Genomic DNA, 13,196 nt, shown 5'->3' with positions numbered 1-13,196 from the left:
GGGGGGGGGGGGGGGGGGCGGCGGGGGGGGGGGCGCCCACCCCCCACCCCCCACCGGGGGTGAGTGCCCCGGGTGGGGGCGTTGTGGGGGGGGGGGCGGGCGGCATATTGGCGGAAGCGTTCGTCATGGGCGCGCAGCAGGAACATCAGCAGGCGATCGTTGGTGCGATGGTGGATGTGGATGCAGCGGCCGAGCTTGTCGAGCACCTGGTGTTGAGTGCCGTTGATGGCGCGATCGAAGGCGATGTCGACGAGGCGGTGGCTTGCCTGATCGAGGGCGGCGGCCCAGGCGGCGGCGAAGCTCTCGGCGCCGGGGGCGCGGCGGAGGCGGTAGCAACTGTTGACCGACATGTTGGCGGCGCGCGCCGCCTCGGTGACCGATCCGGTATCGGCCAGCGCCTCGATGAAGAGTTTCTGCACGCGCGGGGTCCAGCCATCGGACCGCTTCTGGCGGGCGACGGGAATCCATTCGAAATCATTGGGATCGAAGCCATGGGCATCAAGCTCAGGCGGCTCGGCCTCGGGCTGGACAACGGGGAGGTTGGGGATTTTTGGTTCGCTCATGAGAAGCCATATAACCGATATGGTATGTTGTAGGACAGAGGGCAATGTTACGTGACTGTTGCCTCTCTGGTAGTGGGTCAGTTTGAAATCGGGCCTGCTTTTTCTGGCCGTCTGCGCTATATCGAGGGACATGACAGCACGAGACAATTTTTCAGCGAAGCTGATATGTCCGAAATGTGGACGTAAGGGCATTGCCCACATGTCGGAGAACGATGGCTACAGTTATGCCTTTGGCGACAAAACAACCACGGTAGATTCGCTAACAGATGGGTTCAATCCAGTCAGAGCCCCGAGCCGCATCAGCGCTGATCTCGATTTTCAGTGTGTTGACCATGCAGTTTCAGCAGTATCGCGGTGATGGTAAAGATTCCCAAACGGCCCCGCGACCCGAACCAGTTGGCGCACATCATTGCTCAGATTGCTACTGGGGAAGCCGAAGATGCTGAGGCCAGCGCAACAGTGCTTCGCGCATCCAAAGCTGGTGCGGTAGGCGGTCCTGCTCGAGCGAACGCACTAACGCCGGCGCAGCGAGCTGAGATTGCCAGCGTGGCGGCAAACGCTCGTTGGAAAAAGGGCTAGGCTGCCTTCTTGTCATCCCAATAGCGCCGTTCCTCCACGTCATCCCGAAAGTCGAAAAGCATCGGGATCGGCGGCTGTTCGCAGTTCATGTCGTTATAGGCCTCCACATCCGTGGAGAGCTGCACACAATCACCAACAATCTGCTCACGGCGCTGGATGAATGCTTTCTGCATATGGTCGCGGGGAGCATCCTTCATCATCGCCCAAAACGTATACTGAACGCCGCCCTTGGTGACGCGAACGGCATGGTTTACGCGATACCGACGCCCCTGTGCGTCGGTTGCATACTCTTCGCGAAGCGCAGTCGCCATGTCTTCGGCAAGCTTTGCCAATGGATCGACTTCAGGCGTCTGGATCATGCCGTGCAGAACGCCCCAATGAACCGCATCACGGGCCGTTGCAGGCACGCGACCATGTTTGGCTTCATAGTCATGCCAGACACGCTGAAGCTGCTCTTTATAAGTCATGGCGTTCTAATCCTTAAAACGAAACGGGCGCGGGGACCCCCCAACCATCAACGACGCTGCCCGCAGTGACATGATGCCTGATCTTTACCTTGTATCGAGCAAGCCAATCATATCTCTCCATCTTCCGTTGAAGTTGACCAACAACAATTCCAGGGTGCCGCTGAATGCGGCGCGCAAACCCAAGCATGTCTTTTTCGGAGATGTAGGGGAACTTGCGAATATAGAATGATTCCAAATCATCGGCAGGAACACAAAAAGCAGCACCAGCCGCATTTGCCTTCCGCTCGCTTTCGGGCAAATTACTCGGGATAGTGTTAAGGCTATCCTCTAAATCGACATCAACACTTGCAGCCGAAAGCGGGCCGGTGCCGTCTCGGTTGAGCACGTGCTCCAGCTCATGCCGCAGCACGAACCAAAAATTATCAATACGATCCCAGCGAAGGGACATCCCTACAACCGGGGAATTTTCATTTAGCCAAAAGCAAACACCGTCAATCTTGGCATTGGGCAGCGTCTCGACGACCACATACCGAATCCCGCAATCGGCCAAGGCGCGCGGAATATGGCGCGTTTCTTCCGGGTCGACAGTATAGCGAGGAAGATCGGAGATGAGCGCCCGCAGCTTTGTATCGGAATACGCTGCAACCTGTATTTCAGAGGCGATCTGTCTTACTCGATAAAGCCATGCCAGCTGAACGGGTGTCGTTTCGTTGTAATCGCTCTTCATTGCAGCGTGCGCCAGATACGGAATATTCCCCACGTCATTGGCGCAAAAAAAACGCATCATCTGGGCCTCAAGTAGACCAATATCGGAGTCTTCAAGCCAGCCGCGTCGGATCATTTCCCGAACGGGGTACACATTCTGAAGTTGCGCGCGGCGCGCAATTCCGGGGTCCGGCGTTTTCGCGTTCGACATTTCGTAAGCCTGCTGTAAGTTGGCGAAATACTCAGCAGAAACGTCAAATGCTTTGCCCAACGCCTTGGCCATATCCGGGCTGATACCGCGCTTGCCAGAAACAATCATGTTCACTGCCTGCTCGGGCGTCCCAAGGATGTAAGACAAGTCGCGCTGCGACCACCCGCGCGCGTCCAATTCATCGCGGATGAACTCGCCCGGATGGGGCACGTCGGTCAAACAAGTTGCAATGCTCATATCATCCCCTCCTCAATGAGTGTCGCCAATTTCGAGGATTAAAATCGTCGGCGGCGATTCATCATCGCGAAGTGCAAACACTATTCGATATTGGTCGTTAATCCGAACCGAACGCCGGCCTTCGCGCTCTCCGTTCAATTTTTTGTAGCGCAGTCCAATCAAGCTTCTCAAATCCCGTTCATCTTTTGCGGCTTCAAGCTGGATGAGCTTACGTCTCGCGCCTCTGATGACCGAAAACGGAAGGCCCAATCGGTGCGCTTCGTCGGTGCAGATGCGTGCCAAGTCATCATTCGCGAACTCGATCCTCATGCTGAATCACCCTACGGACCAAGACTTACCGTGTCAACACTCGACTGAACGCCATGCGTTAAACTGACTCTTATGCTTGACTTAAGTTTGTTTGGGCGTATGTCGCGTTTATGAATAGGCTCTCCACTGAATATCGCGCCCGCATCCTTCACCTGCTGTGTGAGGGTATGAGTATCCGCGCGGTTTCGCGCCTGACAGGCGCCAGCAAGAACACGGTCACAAAGTTGTTGATCAATGCTGGCAAAGCCTGTGCGGCATATCACGACGCCAACGTGCGGGCTGTTCCAGCCAAAAGGGTACAGGTCTATGAAATCTGGTCATTCAATTCTGCCAAGCAAGAGAACGTGCCGACTGTAAAGGCCGTTGGTGATGCATGGACCTGGACCGCCATCGACGCGGATAGCAAATTGATTGTGTCCTATCTCGTCGGCGGGCGCGATGCTGATTACGCCATGTGGTGCATGGAGGATCTGGCGAGCCGCCTCGCCAGCCGCGTGCAGCTCACCAGCGACGGGCCCAAAGCCTATCTGCAAACCGTTGAAGGCGCGTATGGCTGCGACGTGGATTATGCCCAGCTCGTCAAGATGTATGGTCCGACGATCACCGCGCCGGGCCGCTACGTCCCCGCCGAATGCACGGGCGCCAAGAAGGTGCCGATCATGGGCAGTCCGGACTATGCCGACGTATCCACGTCCTATGTCGAACGCCAGAACCTGACCATGTCGATGCATATGCGCCGCTTCACCCGCCTGACCAACGCATTTTCAAAGAAAGTCGAAAACCACGCTCACGCGGTCGCGCTGCACATGATGTATTACAACTTCGTTCGCATCCATAAGACGCTTCGTGTCACTCCTGCGATGGCCGCTGACGTGACTAACCGCCTCTGGGACATAGCTGACATTGCCAAGCTGGTCGAAGATGCTGAGGCGAAGCCCGGCAAGCGCCGCCCCTACAAGAAGATTTCAAACTGACCCAATACCCATCGCCGAGCGCATTGCATTTACGGGGTCTGGGGCCAAGGCCCCCCGCCGGAGGCATCTTTCTTTTTTTGGGTGTCTTTCGCGCGATAGCCCGTCGGCGGCGTGGGTTTACGGGCCTTGCCGGCTGTGGTGTATTTGGCGGGTTGCGTTGTGTTGCTTGTCATTCCTGTCTGCTGGAGGCCTTATGCGCAATGTGATGAACCGTGCTTTTGCCGACAGGCGTTTGGGGCGCACGGCGGCGGTGCTGCTGGCGGCGGGGGTGCTGGCGGCGGCGGGGGCGGGGCCGGCTTTGGCGCAGCGTTATGATGTGGTGATCCTGAACGGGCGGGTGATGGACCCGGCGACGGGGCGGGACGAGGTGACCAATGTCGGCATTCGGGATGACCGGATTGTCGCCATCGACCGGGGGAAGATGAGGGGGACGCGGACGATCGACGCGAGCGGGCTGGTGGTGTCGCCGGGGTTCATCGACATTCTGGCCGGTCCGCCGAAGATGCGGGAGGGACAGAGGTACAAGGTGTCCGACGGGGTGACGACGGTGCTGGGGATGCATGGCGGGCCGGTGGAGACGGCGGCCTGGTATGACGAGCGGACGAAGGCGGGATCGCTCAATAATTTCGGGATCGTGATCGGGCATCAGGCACTGCGCGAAGCGGTGGGGGTGACCGACCGTTATGCGGCGGCGACTGACGAGCAGATCGGGCAGATGGCGGTGCTGGCGGCGAAGGGGATCGAGCAGGGCGCGATCGGGATCGGCTATGGCATCGAGTATGTGCCGGGGGCTTCGTGGCTGGAGACGGTGGAGCTGTTCAAGGTGGCGGCGGCGCATGACGTGCCGAACCATCTGCACATTCGCTATTCCGATCCGACGCCGCCGGGCACCAATTATGAGGCGGTGGAGGAGGTGATTGCGGCGGCGGCGATTACCGGGGCTTCGGCGCAGGTGGTGCATATCAACAGCACTGGCGGCACCTTTACGATGGCGAAATCGCTGGAGATGCTGGCGGGGGCGCGGGCGCGGGGGATCGATGTGTCGGCCGATCTCTATCCCTATACGGCGTGGAGCACGGGGCTGAGCTCGGCGCGGTTCGACCCGGGGTTTCTGGAGAATTTCCGGATCAAGTACAGCGATGTGGAGATGGTGAAGACCGGCGAGCGGCTGACCGAGGCGACGTTCATGAAATATCGCGCGGAGGGCGGGCACAGCGTGATCGCCTATGCGATGCCGGAGGCGGACATCGTGACGGCGATCCAGCATCCGATGGTGATGGTGGGCAGCGACGGGGTGATCGACGAGGGGCGCGGGCATCCGCGTGGATCGGGGACGTTTTCGCGGGTGCTGGGGCGCTATGTGCGGGAGATGGGGGCGATTTCGCTGATGGACGGGATTCGCAAGATGACGATCATGGCGGCGCAGCGGCTGGAGGGGTCGGCGCATTCGATGGCGGACCGGGGGCGGCTGAAGGTGGGGGCGTTTGCCGATATCACGGTGTTCGACCCGAAGACGGTGATCGACCGGTCGACGTTCCAGAACCCGGCGCAGGATTCGGAGGGCATCCGGTATGTGCTGGTGAACGGCGTGCCGGTGATCGATGGCGGCAAGCTGGTGGAGGGGGTGACGCCGGGGCGGGCTGTGCGGCGGGAATAGCCCCCTCCCTGGCCGGGAGGGGGGCGCGCTGCTGGCGGTCTATTCGGCGGCGGGGAGGTAGATCTTGCTGCCCTTGGCGCGGAATTCTTCGCTCTTGCGGGCCATTTCGGCTTCGATCATCTCGGGGGTGTTCTGCTTGGCGGCGTAGTCGCGGACATCCTGGGTGATCTTCATGCTGCAGAATTTGGGGCCGCACATGGAGCAGAAGTGGGCGACCTTGGCGCCTTCGGCGGGCAGGGTTTCGTCGTGGTATTTGAGGGCGGTTTCGGGGTCGAGCGACAGGTGGAACTGGTCCCGCCAGCGGAAATCGAAACGGGCGCGGCTTAGGGCGTCGTCGCGGAGCTGGGCGGCGGGGTGGCCCTTGGCGAGGTCGGCGGCGTGGGCGGCGAGCTTGTAGGTGATGACGCCGACCTTGACGTCGTCGCGGTCGGGGAGGCCGAGGTGCTCCTTGGGGGTGACGTAGCAGAGCATGGCGGTGCCGAACCAGCCGATCATGGCGGCGCCGATGCCTGAGGTGATGTGGTCGTAGCCGGGGGCGATGTCGGTGGTCAGCGGCCCGAGGGTGTAGAAGGGGGCTTCGCCGCATTCGGCGAGCTGCTTCTCCATGTTGACCTTGATCTTGTGCATGGGGACATGGCCGGGGCCTTCGATCATCACCTGGCAATCGTGCTTCCAGGCGATTTGGGTGAGTTCGCCGAGGGTTTCGAGCTCGGCGAACTGGGCGCGGTCGTTGGCGTCGGCGATCGAGCCGGGGCGGAGGCCGTCGCCGAGCGAGAACGACACGTCATAGGCGCGCATGATCTCGCAGATTTCCTCGAAGTGGGTGTAGAGGAAATTCTCCTTGTGGTGGCTGAGGCACCATTTGGCGAGGATGGAGCCGCCGCGGCTGACGATGCCGGTGACGCGGTTGGCGGTGAGGGGGACATAGGCGAGGCGGACGCCGGCGTGGATGGTGAAATAATCGACGCCCTGCTCGGCCTGTTCGATGAGGGTGTCGCGGTAGACCTCCCAGGTGAGGTCCTCGGCGATGCCGCCGACTTTTTCGAGTGCCTGGTAGATGGGGACGGTGCCGATGGGGACGGGGGAGTTGCGGAGAATCCACTCGCGGGTGTTGTGGATGTTGCGGCCGGTGCTGAGGTCCATGACATTGTCCGCGCCCCAGCGGGCTGCCCAGACCATCTTTTCGACTTCCTCGGCGACGCTGCTGGCGACGGCGCTGTTGCCGATGTTGGCGTTGATCTTGACGAGGAAGTTGCGGCCGATGATCATCGGCTCGGCCTCGGGGTGGTTGATGTTGGAGGGGATGATGGCGCGGCCGCGGGCGATCTCGTCGCGGACGAACTCGGGGGTGACATAATCGGGGATTTCGGCGCCGAAGCTCTCGCCGTCGCGGATCAGGCCGTCACGGCGGGCGCGGCCGATGTTCTCGCGGATGGCGACATATTCCATCTCGGCGGTGATGATGCCGCGACGGGCATAGGCGATCTGGGTGACGGCCTGGTTGCCCTTGGCGCGCAGCGGGGTGCGGACGACATGGGGGAATTCGGACACGTCGGCCTTGCCGCCGGGGACGTTGGCGACGCCGTTATCCTCGGGCTTGACCTGGCGGCCGGGGTAGCGCTCGACGTCGCCGCGGGCCTCGATCCAGGGGGTGCGGAGCGCGGGCAGGCCGGCGGCGATGTCGATGGCGGCGAGGGTGTCGGTGTAGGGGCCGGAGCTGTCGTAGAGGCGGACGGGCTCTTCCTTGGCGGAGGGGTCGAGCGTGACCTCGCGCATGGCGACGCGGATCTGCGGGAAGAGGGTGCCGGCGACATGGACCTTGCGGCTGCCGGGGAGGGGGCCGGTGGTGACCGGCATTTCGAGGGGGGAATTGATGTCGGCCATGGGACGCGCCTTCGACTGGGCGAAGGGGGGTGGGGTCCGAAGCCTCGCCCTCCCTACGCCGGGGTTAACCGGATCAGGTTCGACGGGTCGTGGCCAGGAAGCCACCTCTCAGCTGGTCGATGCCAGCCCCCCGGGGTGTTGGGGCAAGTCTAGGGGCTGGGGGGCGGGCGTCAATGACCGAAATTCGGGACCAGGCCCTTGTCGGTGTGGCAGAGCCGGTCCCAGAAGCGGAAATAGAGGCCGTAGTTGCAGGTGTAGTGGCGGTGATGGGCCTCGTGGTGGCTGGCCGAAATGACGTGACGGCCGAACCAGCCGTTTACCCAGCGTTTCGGAAACATCTCCCAGCCCATGTGGTTGGTGACGCCCATCACCGTGGCGATGGTCAGCACGACGGCGAGGGCGGCGACGTGGATGGGGATGACGAAGGCCAGTGCCGGGATCAGGATGGCGCCGGACAGTGCCTCCCAGGGGTGAAAGCTCATCGCCGCCCAGGCGGTGGGGGGCTTGCTGGCGTGGTGGACGGCGTGGACGGTCTTGAACAGTCTTGGCGCATGCATCCAGCGGTGGGTCCAGTAGAACCAGGTGTCGTGGAGGAACAGGTAGACGAGTATGCTGAGCGGGAACCAGATGAACTGGAGCGGCGTCGACAGGTCGGTGGTCAGCGCCGACAGGCCATCGTTGCGCCAGAGCTCGAGGACCAGGCCGGCAGGGACCGCGTAAATGACGGCGGAGAGCAGCGACCAGCGGATTTCGGTGCTGATCTGGCGGCGGCGGCGGGCGGGGTCGGACGGGCCAGCGGTGATGCCACGGCGCGCGGTGAGCCAGGCGAAGCCGCCGGAAACGGCGAGGTAGCGCACGGTCACGATCGCTATCATGGCGATGATGCCGATTGCGATGTTGGGCGCGCCGATCACGCTCCTGCTTTAGACGCGTGAAGCGGCGCCGGGCAAGCCGGCGCCGCCTGTCGGGACGCTTGGTCGCGGATTAGAGGGTGAGGATGCCGAAGGTCCGCAGCAGCCACAGGATCACGGCGATGATGACGACGATGTTGATGATCGACTTGATCGTTCCGTCCATCGGCAACTTGGTGTTGACCAGCCAGAGGAGCACGCCAACGACGATAAGGGTAATGATGACACTGATAAGCATTGAAAGTCTCCCGCTATTGCGTTGTGAGCGCACTCTTTGAAACGACCGCCGACGAGTGGGTCATTGGCTGTTGCGCTAAGAGAACTGGCCACAGGGCGATATGTTCATCTTCAAACGAAAGATCATTCGGCGGTTGCCATAGCAGGGCACAAACCTCTAAGGATTGGTCTGGACCATTGATAGCCAGGATATGAGACCATGGTAGCACCAGCCTTGAAGACCCGCCCGCTGGCGGAGACCTTCGGCGCCGAAGTGATCGGGGTTCGCCTCTCCGGCGACATCGACCCCGACCAGATGAACGAAATCCGTGCCTTGTGGCTGCGATACGAGCTGCTGCTGTTCCGCGACCAGGAGATGACCAAGGACGACCAGGTCGGGTTCAGCCGGCTGATCGGGCCGCTCGAACGGCATCTGCGCGAGGAGTGGCTGAACGATACCCACCCCGAAATCCTGCAGATCAGCAACATCAAGAAGGACGGCAAGCCGCTGGGGGCGCTGGCCGACACGGAGGTCGGCTGGCATTATGACCAGATCTACCTGCCGCGCCCGGCGATCGGCTCGCTGCTGGCCAGTGTGGTGATCCCGCCGCAGGGCGGCAGCACCTGGTTTGCCGACATGACGGCGGCCTATGACCGGCTGCCGGCGGCGCTGAAGGCGCTCGTCGACGGGCGGGTGGCGGTGCAATCCTATGCGGCATTCAACGCCCAATATTCGACCAATCCCAACGAAAAACAGAATGCGATGAGCCCGGACCTGACGCATCCGCTGGTGCGCACCCATCCCTATTCGGGACGCCGCGCGCTTTATCTCTGCCCGGGGATGACCGTGCAGATCGTCGGCCTGCCCAAGGACGAAAGCGACGCCGCGCTGGCCGAGCTGTTCGCCTGGACGATCCGGCCGGAATTCGTCTACTGCCATGACTGGCGGCTGGGCGACGCGCTGCTGTGGGACAATGCCTGCACCATGCACCGGCGCGACCCATTCGACGGCGCGCACGACCGGTTGATGCACCGCACGACGATCCTGCCGCAGCCCGATCGTTCGGTGCCGTTTTGAGCGAGTCGAAAGCGGCCCTTGCCGGGCTGAAGGTGCTCGATCTCGCGACCTTCATTGCCGGGCCTTATTGCGCGACCTTCCTGGCCGAATTCGGCGCCGATGTGGTCAAGGTCGAACTGCCCGGCACCGGTGACCCGGTGCGCAAGTTCGGTACGCCGACCGATTGCGGGGACAGCCTGGTCTGGCTCAGCGAGGGGCGCAACAAGCGCAGCCTGGCGCTCGACCTGCGCACCGCCGAGGGCGCGGCGACGCTGAAGGCGCTGGCCGAAAAGGCCGATGTGCTGATCGAGAACTTCCAGCCGGGCACGCTCGAACGCTGGGGGCTCGGCGCGGACGTGTTGCAGGCGCTCAACCCGCGCCTCGTCATTGCCCGGGTCTCGGCCTATGGCCAGACCGGGCCGTACAGCGACCGCCCCGGCTTTGGCCGCATCGCCAATGCCTTCAGCGGCATCTCCTTCCTGTGCGGCGACCCCTCGCTGCCGCCCGGCTCGCCGGGGACGGCGACGCTCTCCGACTATGTGTCCGGCATCTATGCGGCGCTCGGCGTGCTGGTGGCGCTGCAGGCACGCGCCGTGTCGGGGCGCGGCCAGATCATCGATGTCGGGCTGTATGAAGGCGTGTTCCGGATGCTCGACGAACTCGCCCCGGCCTATGCCCGCAGCGGCTTCGTCCGCCGCCGGATGGGAGCCGGGACGGTCAACGCCGTGCCGCATAGCCACTATCCGACGCAGGACGGCAAATGGGTGGCGATCGCCTGCACCAACGACAAGATCTTCGCCCGGCTCGCCGCCGTCATGGGGCGCAGCGACATGGCCGGCGACGGGCCCTATGGCACGCTCGATCGCCGCGAGGCGCGGCGCAGTGAAGTCGACGCCTTCGTCACCCACTGGACCAGCGGGCTCGGGCGCGACGCCATCCTCGCACTGTGCGAGACGGGCCAGGTGCCGTGCGGGCCAGTCTATGGCATCGACGAGATCTTCGACGACCCGCACTATGCGGCGCGGCAGAACCTCGTCGACATGCTCGACCCGCGCGCCGGGCCGCTGACACTGCCCAATGTGGTGCCGCGCCTGTCGGACACACCGGGGTCGGTGCGCTGGGCGGGACGCGCGCTGGGCGCCGACAGCGCCGAGGTGCTGGAGGACTGGCTGGGTTTGGCTGTGAACACATAAACGGGAACGACCGCTAATGTCCCCATTCGAGACAGTTCAGCAGCTTGTTACTATGTCCATGGATGGCGTTTCTGCTCTGGAGCCGTGAATAAGCATGAAGGTCGGTGTAACTGGTTTAAACCACATCACGCTTGCGGTGGCTGACGTGCAGCGATCCATAGCATTTTATCGGGACGTTCTAGGCTGTGAGGTTCGGGCTGTGTGGGCCGATGGCGCCTACCTCGAGGCGGGCCCGCTCTGGCTCTGCCTTTCTCGCGATGATCTCGTGAGAACCTCTCCACATCCAGATTACACCCATATCGCATTCAGTGTGGATGACGACGCATTTACCGAGATGAGCGAGCAGATAACGGCGAACTGCACCGTCTGGAAGGACAACCGAAGCGAAGGCGCTTCGACCTATTTTTTGGACCCAGACGGGCACAAGCTGGAAATCCACATTGGCAACATCGAAACAAGGCTAGCCCATTATCGCAACGATCCTTCGACAGGTGTCCGCGTCTTCGGGCCGTGACCTTGCGAACGGTTGCGGCAAGCCGCCCTTCGCCTTTCCACCCGATCTTAGCCGTTCGTTTTGTTACGCTGTGCCGGACGCGCGCTTGGCGCCGACAGCGCAGAGGTGCTCGAGGACTGGCTCGGTTCGGCGGTGAACTTATAAACGGAACGACCGCTAATGCCCCAATTGCGGACCTTGGTCGAGCTGCTATGCTCTTCATTGATAGGGGTATGTTTGCTTGGAATGGATCGCCTTTCTTGCGCCACCTCTCCTTTGGGTCAATTTGGCCTTCATCTCACCATTCTTGACAACCTATCGGCATCGATTTTCCGGCATGTTGTCGGCCTTGAGCGGCGCGCTAATGTTCGCCTCGCTTCGATTAGATACGCCAGAACAGCCGCTTTGGCTCTGCGGAGCGGCAGTCGCGATATTGACAATGTTCGTTGCACTGCTCTGGAAACCAGCAAGGAAAGAGCCAAAACGGAGAGCCCGCTAACCATCTAATCTCAGCCGTTCGTTGTTATTACGCTGGGCCCGACGCGCGCTGGGCGCGGACAGCGCCGAGGTGCTGGAGGATTGGCTGGGTCAGGCGGCGAGATTGTAAACGGGAACGACCGCTAACGCCCCAGAACGGTCGTTCGACACGCCTTCAATGACGCCCCTCTGAGAAGGTCCTGAGTGCGGCCGGCCGGACGCGGTAAACTCAAGCAACCGAGAGATGTCGACTATTCTTTAGGGCCGAGCGCCTTGGCATACTCAGGATGGTCAGGTCCAACGCATTGGCCCTGCACGCTGGCGCTGGAAAACAGCGGGTTGTCTGACTTGCGCGTTTCGCCTGGAAGAAACCGCATGTTGTCACCAATTGAAGCGCACTGCGCGATTAGATCGGCACGTCCTTGGTTGGCCAAAGCTGTCGAGCAGCCGCTGACTGCAAGAGCGGCAGTAATCAGATAGGCCATCCTCAGATTCGTATTCATTCAATCGACCCTTTGCAAAAATTAATTCTCCGAGTGCCAGTCGGAATTGCGCACGATTAGAACGGACTGGCGCCTTGAACAAGATGCAGGGTAGCTGCAAACGCGATCAAGGCACGGACTGACATTCGCCATACGCCAGACTGCGGGGGGGGGGGGGAAGACGGCAGCTTCCCACCCCATCTCAGCCGTTCGGCTTTATGATTCTACGGCCGAGGCGCAGTCGACATTCATAAGAAGGTGGCCTGCGGCGGTAAGAAAGTGCCTCCGGCGGCTGAGGCCGTAGGCCCCAGACCCCGATGATTGGGCCTTCGCAAGGCGACGGTCGATAGTCTTGTGCGATAGACCAAATATCTTGGGGTCTGGGGCCTTCGGCCCCAGCCGCCGGAGGCTCCTGCTACCGCCGGAGGCGCTCTCTTTTCCCGCCGCTGGCCTGCTCATTATGACGGCCGACCCCGCCTAGCCCTCAGGCGCGCGTCGTTTCAGGGCCACGGAGTAGGAGAAGCGCGAGGCCGGGTGTTCGCTGACCGAGACTTCGAACAGCTGGCCGTCGCGGTCGTGGTAGCGGCGGACGATGACGAGGGTGGCGGAGCCGGGTTCGACGCCGAGGGGTTTGGCCTTGGGGGCGGGCAGGGTGCCGGCGAACAGTTCGGCGTCGATGTCGGCGGCGACGAGGCCGAACATGTTTTCCATCAGTCGGTAGACGGGGGTGCCGTCCTTGCCGATGCGTTCGCCGATTTCGGCGCAGCGTTCGGGGACGTAG

Annotated in this window: 13 protein-coding genes, 1 pseudogene and 1 riboswitch; of the genes and pseudogenes, 5 read left to right on the top strand and 9 right to left on the bottom strand. The window is 62.1% G+C overall.

Features of this window, described 5'->3' with window-relative positions; translation table 11 throughout:
* From ACTIFJ_RS13315 to ACTIFJ_RS13300, 4 genes and pseudogenes are all read right to left on the bottom strand, one after another.
* Positions 1-563: pseudogene (locus ACTIFJ_RS13315) on the bottom strand (hypothetical protein); the annotation flags it as partial.
* 575 nt (positions 564-1,138) lie between these two features.
* A complete protein-coding gene (locus ACTIFJ_RS13310) occupies positions 1,139-1,609 on the bottom strand; it encodes a hypothetical protein (RefSeq protein WP_439534600.1) in 471 nt (156 codons plus the stop codon).
* A gap of 13 nt (positions 1,610-1,622) precedes the next feature.
* The gene (locus tag ACTIFJ_RS13305; RefSeq protein ID WP_439534599.1) at positions 1,623-2,762 is read right to left on the bottom strand and encodes a HigA family addiction module antitoxin; all 1,140 of its coding nucleotides are present in this window, start codon (positions 2,760-2,762) and stop codon (positions 1,623-1,625) included.
* Positions 2,763-2,774: 12 nt separating this feature from the next.
* Entirely contained in the window at positions 2,775-3,071 is a 297-nt protein-coding gene (locus ACTIFJ_RS13300; protein WP_439534598.1) for a type II toxin-antitoxin system RelE/ParE family toxin, read from the bottom strand.
* 110 nt (positions 3,072-3,181) lie between these two features.
* Here ACTIFJ_RS13300 and ACTIFJ_RS13295 point away from each other — a divergent pair, with 110 nt between their 5' ends.
* Both ACTIFJ_RS13295 and ACTIFJ_RS13290 read left to right on the top strand, forming a co-directional pair.
* A complete protein-coding gene (locus tag ACTIFJ_RS13295) occupies positions 3,182-4,045 on the top strand; it encodes an IS1 family transposase (protein WP_439534597.1) in 864 nt (287 codons plus the stop codon).
* 205 nt (positions 4,046-4,250) lie between these two features.
* Positions 4,251-5,702, top strand: coding sequence for an amidohydrolase family protein (locus tag ACTIFJ_RS13290; RefSeq protein ID WP_439534596.1), 1,452 nt, complete (start codon positions 4,251-4,253; stop codon positions 5,700-5,702).
* Between the two features lie 39 nt (positions 5,703-5,741).
* On the opposite strand, the gene thiC is transcribed toward ACTIFJ_RS13290, so the two are convergent.
* The 3 genes from thiC to ACTIFJ_RS13275 all read right to left on the bottom strand — a co-directional run bounded on the left by thiC (position 5,742) and on the right by ACTIFJ_RS13275 (position 8,735).
* Positions 5,742-7,586: a phosphomethylpyrimidine synthase ThiC gene (gene thiC / locus ACTIFJ_RS13285; protein ID WP_439534595.1), complete on the bottom strand. Its 1,845-nt coding sequence runs from the start codon at positions 7,584-7,586 to the stop codon at positions 5,742-5,744.
* A 33-nt stretch (positions 7,587-7,619) separates the two neighbouring features.
* A riboswitch (TPP riboswitch) is annotated at positions 7,620-7,729 on the bottom strand.
* 27 nt (positions 7,730-7,756) lie between these two features.
* The gene (locus tag ACTIFJ_RS13280; protein WP_439534601.1) at positions 7,757-8,461 is read right to left on the bottom strand and encodes a sterol desaturase family protein; all 705 of its coding nucleotides are present in this window, start codon (positions 8,459-8,461) and stop codon (positions 7,757-7,759) included.
* Between the two features lie 109 nt (positions 8,462-8,570).
* Entirely contained in the window at positions 8,571-8,735 is a 165-nt protein-coding gene (locus ACTIFJ_RS13275; RefSeq protein WP_439534594.1) for a Thivi_2564 family membrane protein, read from the bottom strand.
* A gap of 198 nt (positions 8,736-8,933) precedes the next feature.
* On the opposite strand from ACTIFJ_RS13275, the gene ACTIFJ_RS13270 reads away from it, so the two are divergent.
* The 3 genes from ACTIFJ_RS13270 to ACTIFJ_RS13260 all read left to right on the top strand — a co-directional run bounded on the left by ACTIFJ_RS13270 (position 8,934) and on the right by ACTIFJ_RS13260 (position 11,477).
* Complete coding sequence (locus ACTIFJ_RS13270; RefSeq protein WP_439534593.1) at positions 8,934-9,791, top strand: TauD/TfdA dioxygenase family protein; 858 nt, start codon at positions 8,934-8,936, stop codon at positions 9,789-9,791.
* Entirely contained in the window at positions 9,788-10,963 is a 1,176-nt protein-coding gene (locus ACTIFJ_RS13265; protein WP_439534592.1) for a CaiB/BaiF CoA transferase family protein, read from the top strand. Before ACTIFJ_RS13270 ends, ACTIFJ_RS13265 begins: the two co-directional genes overlap by 4 nt.
* A gap of 94 nt (positions 10,964-11,057) precedes the next feature.
* Complete coding sequence (locus ACTIFJ_RS13260) at positions 11,058-11,477, top strand: VOC family protein (protein WP_439534591.1); 420 nt, start codon at positions 11,058-11,060, stop codon at positions 11,475-11,477.
* A gap of 707 nt (positions 11,478-12,184) precedes the next feature.
* Here ACTIFJ_RS13260 and ACTIFJ_RS13255 read toward each other — a convergent pair.
* Both ACTIFJ_RS13255 and ACTIFJ_RS13250 read right to left on the bottom strand, forming a co-directional pair.
* Positions 12,185-12,418 carry a hypothetical protein gene (locus ACTIFJ_RS13255; protein ID WP_439534590.1) on the bottom strand — a complete coding sequence of 78 codons (234 nt, stop codon included), beginning with the start codon at positions 12,416-12,418 and terminating at the stop codon, positions 12,185-12,187.
* Positions 12,419-12,892: 474 nt separating this feature from the next.
* On the bottom strand, positions 12,893-13,196 hold a 304-nt coding region (locus ACTIFJ_RS13250; RefSeq protein ID WP_439534589.1), incomplete at its 5' end, for a UTRA domain-containing protein.

This window comes from Polymorphobacter sp. (assembly GCF_051860865.1).
Lineage (GTDB): Bacteria > Pseudomonadota > Alphaproteobacteria > Sphingomonadales > Sphingomonadaceae > Sandarakinorhabdus.
The sequence above is the reverse complement of the archived record's forward strand: the minus strand, read 5'-3'. Positions and strand labels throughout refer to the sequence as shown.

Excerpts from the sequence above, each read along its gene's own strand:
- ACTIFJ_RS13305 (WP_439534599.1), bottom strand. The coding sequence starts at position 2,762 with ATGAGCATTGCAACTTGTTTGACCGACGTGCCCCATCCGGGCGAGTTC.
- ACTIFJ_RS13290 (WP_439534596.1), top strand. The coding sequence starts at position 4,251 with ATGAACCGTGCTTTTGCCGACAGGCGTTTGGGGCGCACGGCGGCGGTG.
- ACTIFJ_RS13280 (WP_439534601.1), bottom strand. The coding sequence starts at position 8,461 with ATGATAGCGATCGTGACCGTGCGCTACCTCGCCGTTTCCGGCGGCTTC.
- ACTIFJ_RS13310 (WP_439534600.1), bottom strand. The coding sequence starts at position 1,609 with ATGACTTATAAAGAGCAGCTTCAGCGTGTCTGGCATGACTATGAAGCC.
- thiC (WP_439534595.1), bottom strand. The coding sequence starts at position 7,586 with ATGGCCGACATCAATTCCCCCCTCGAAATGCCGGTCACCACCGGCCCC.
- ACTIFJ_RS13295 (WP_439534597.1), top strand. The coding sequence starts at position 3,182 with ATGAATAGGCTCTCCACTGAATATCGCGCCCGCATCCTTCACCTGCTG.
- ACTIFJ_RS13275 (WP_439534594.1), bottom strand. The coding sequence starts at position 8,735 with ATGCTTATCAGTGTCATCATTACCCTTATCGTCGTTGGCGTGCTCCTC.
- ACTIFJ_RS13255 (WP_439534590.1), bottom strand. The coding sequence starts at position 12,418 with ATGGCCTATCTGATTACTGCCGCTCTTGCAGTCAGCGGCTGCTCGACA.
- ACTIFJ_RS13300 (WP_439534598.1), bottom strand. The coding sequence starts at position 3,071 with ATGAGGATCGAGTTCGCGAATGATGACTTGGCACGCATCTGCACCGAC.
- ACTIFJ_RS13270 (WP_439534593.1), top strand. The coding sequence starts at position 8,934 with ATGGTAGCACCAGCCTTGAAGACCCGCCCGCTGGCGGAGACCTTCGGC.
- ACTIFJ_RS13260 (WP_439534591.1), top strand. The coding sequence starts at position 11,058 with ATGAAGGTCGGTGTAACTGGTTTAAACCACATCACGCTTGCGGTGGCT.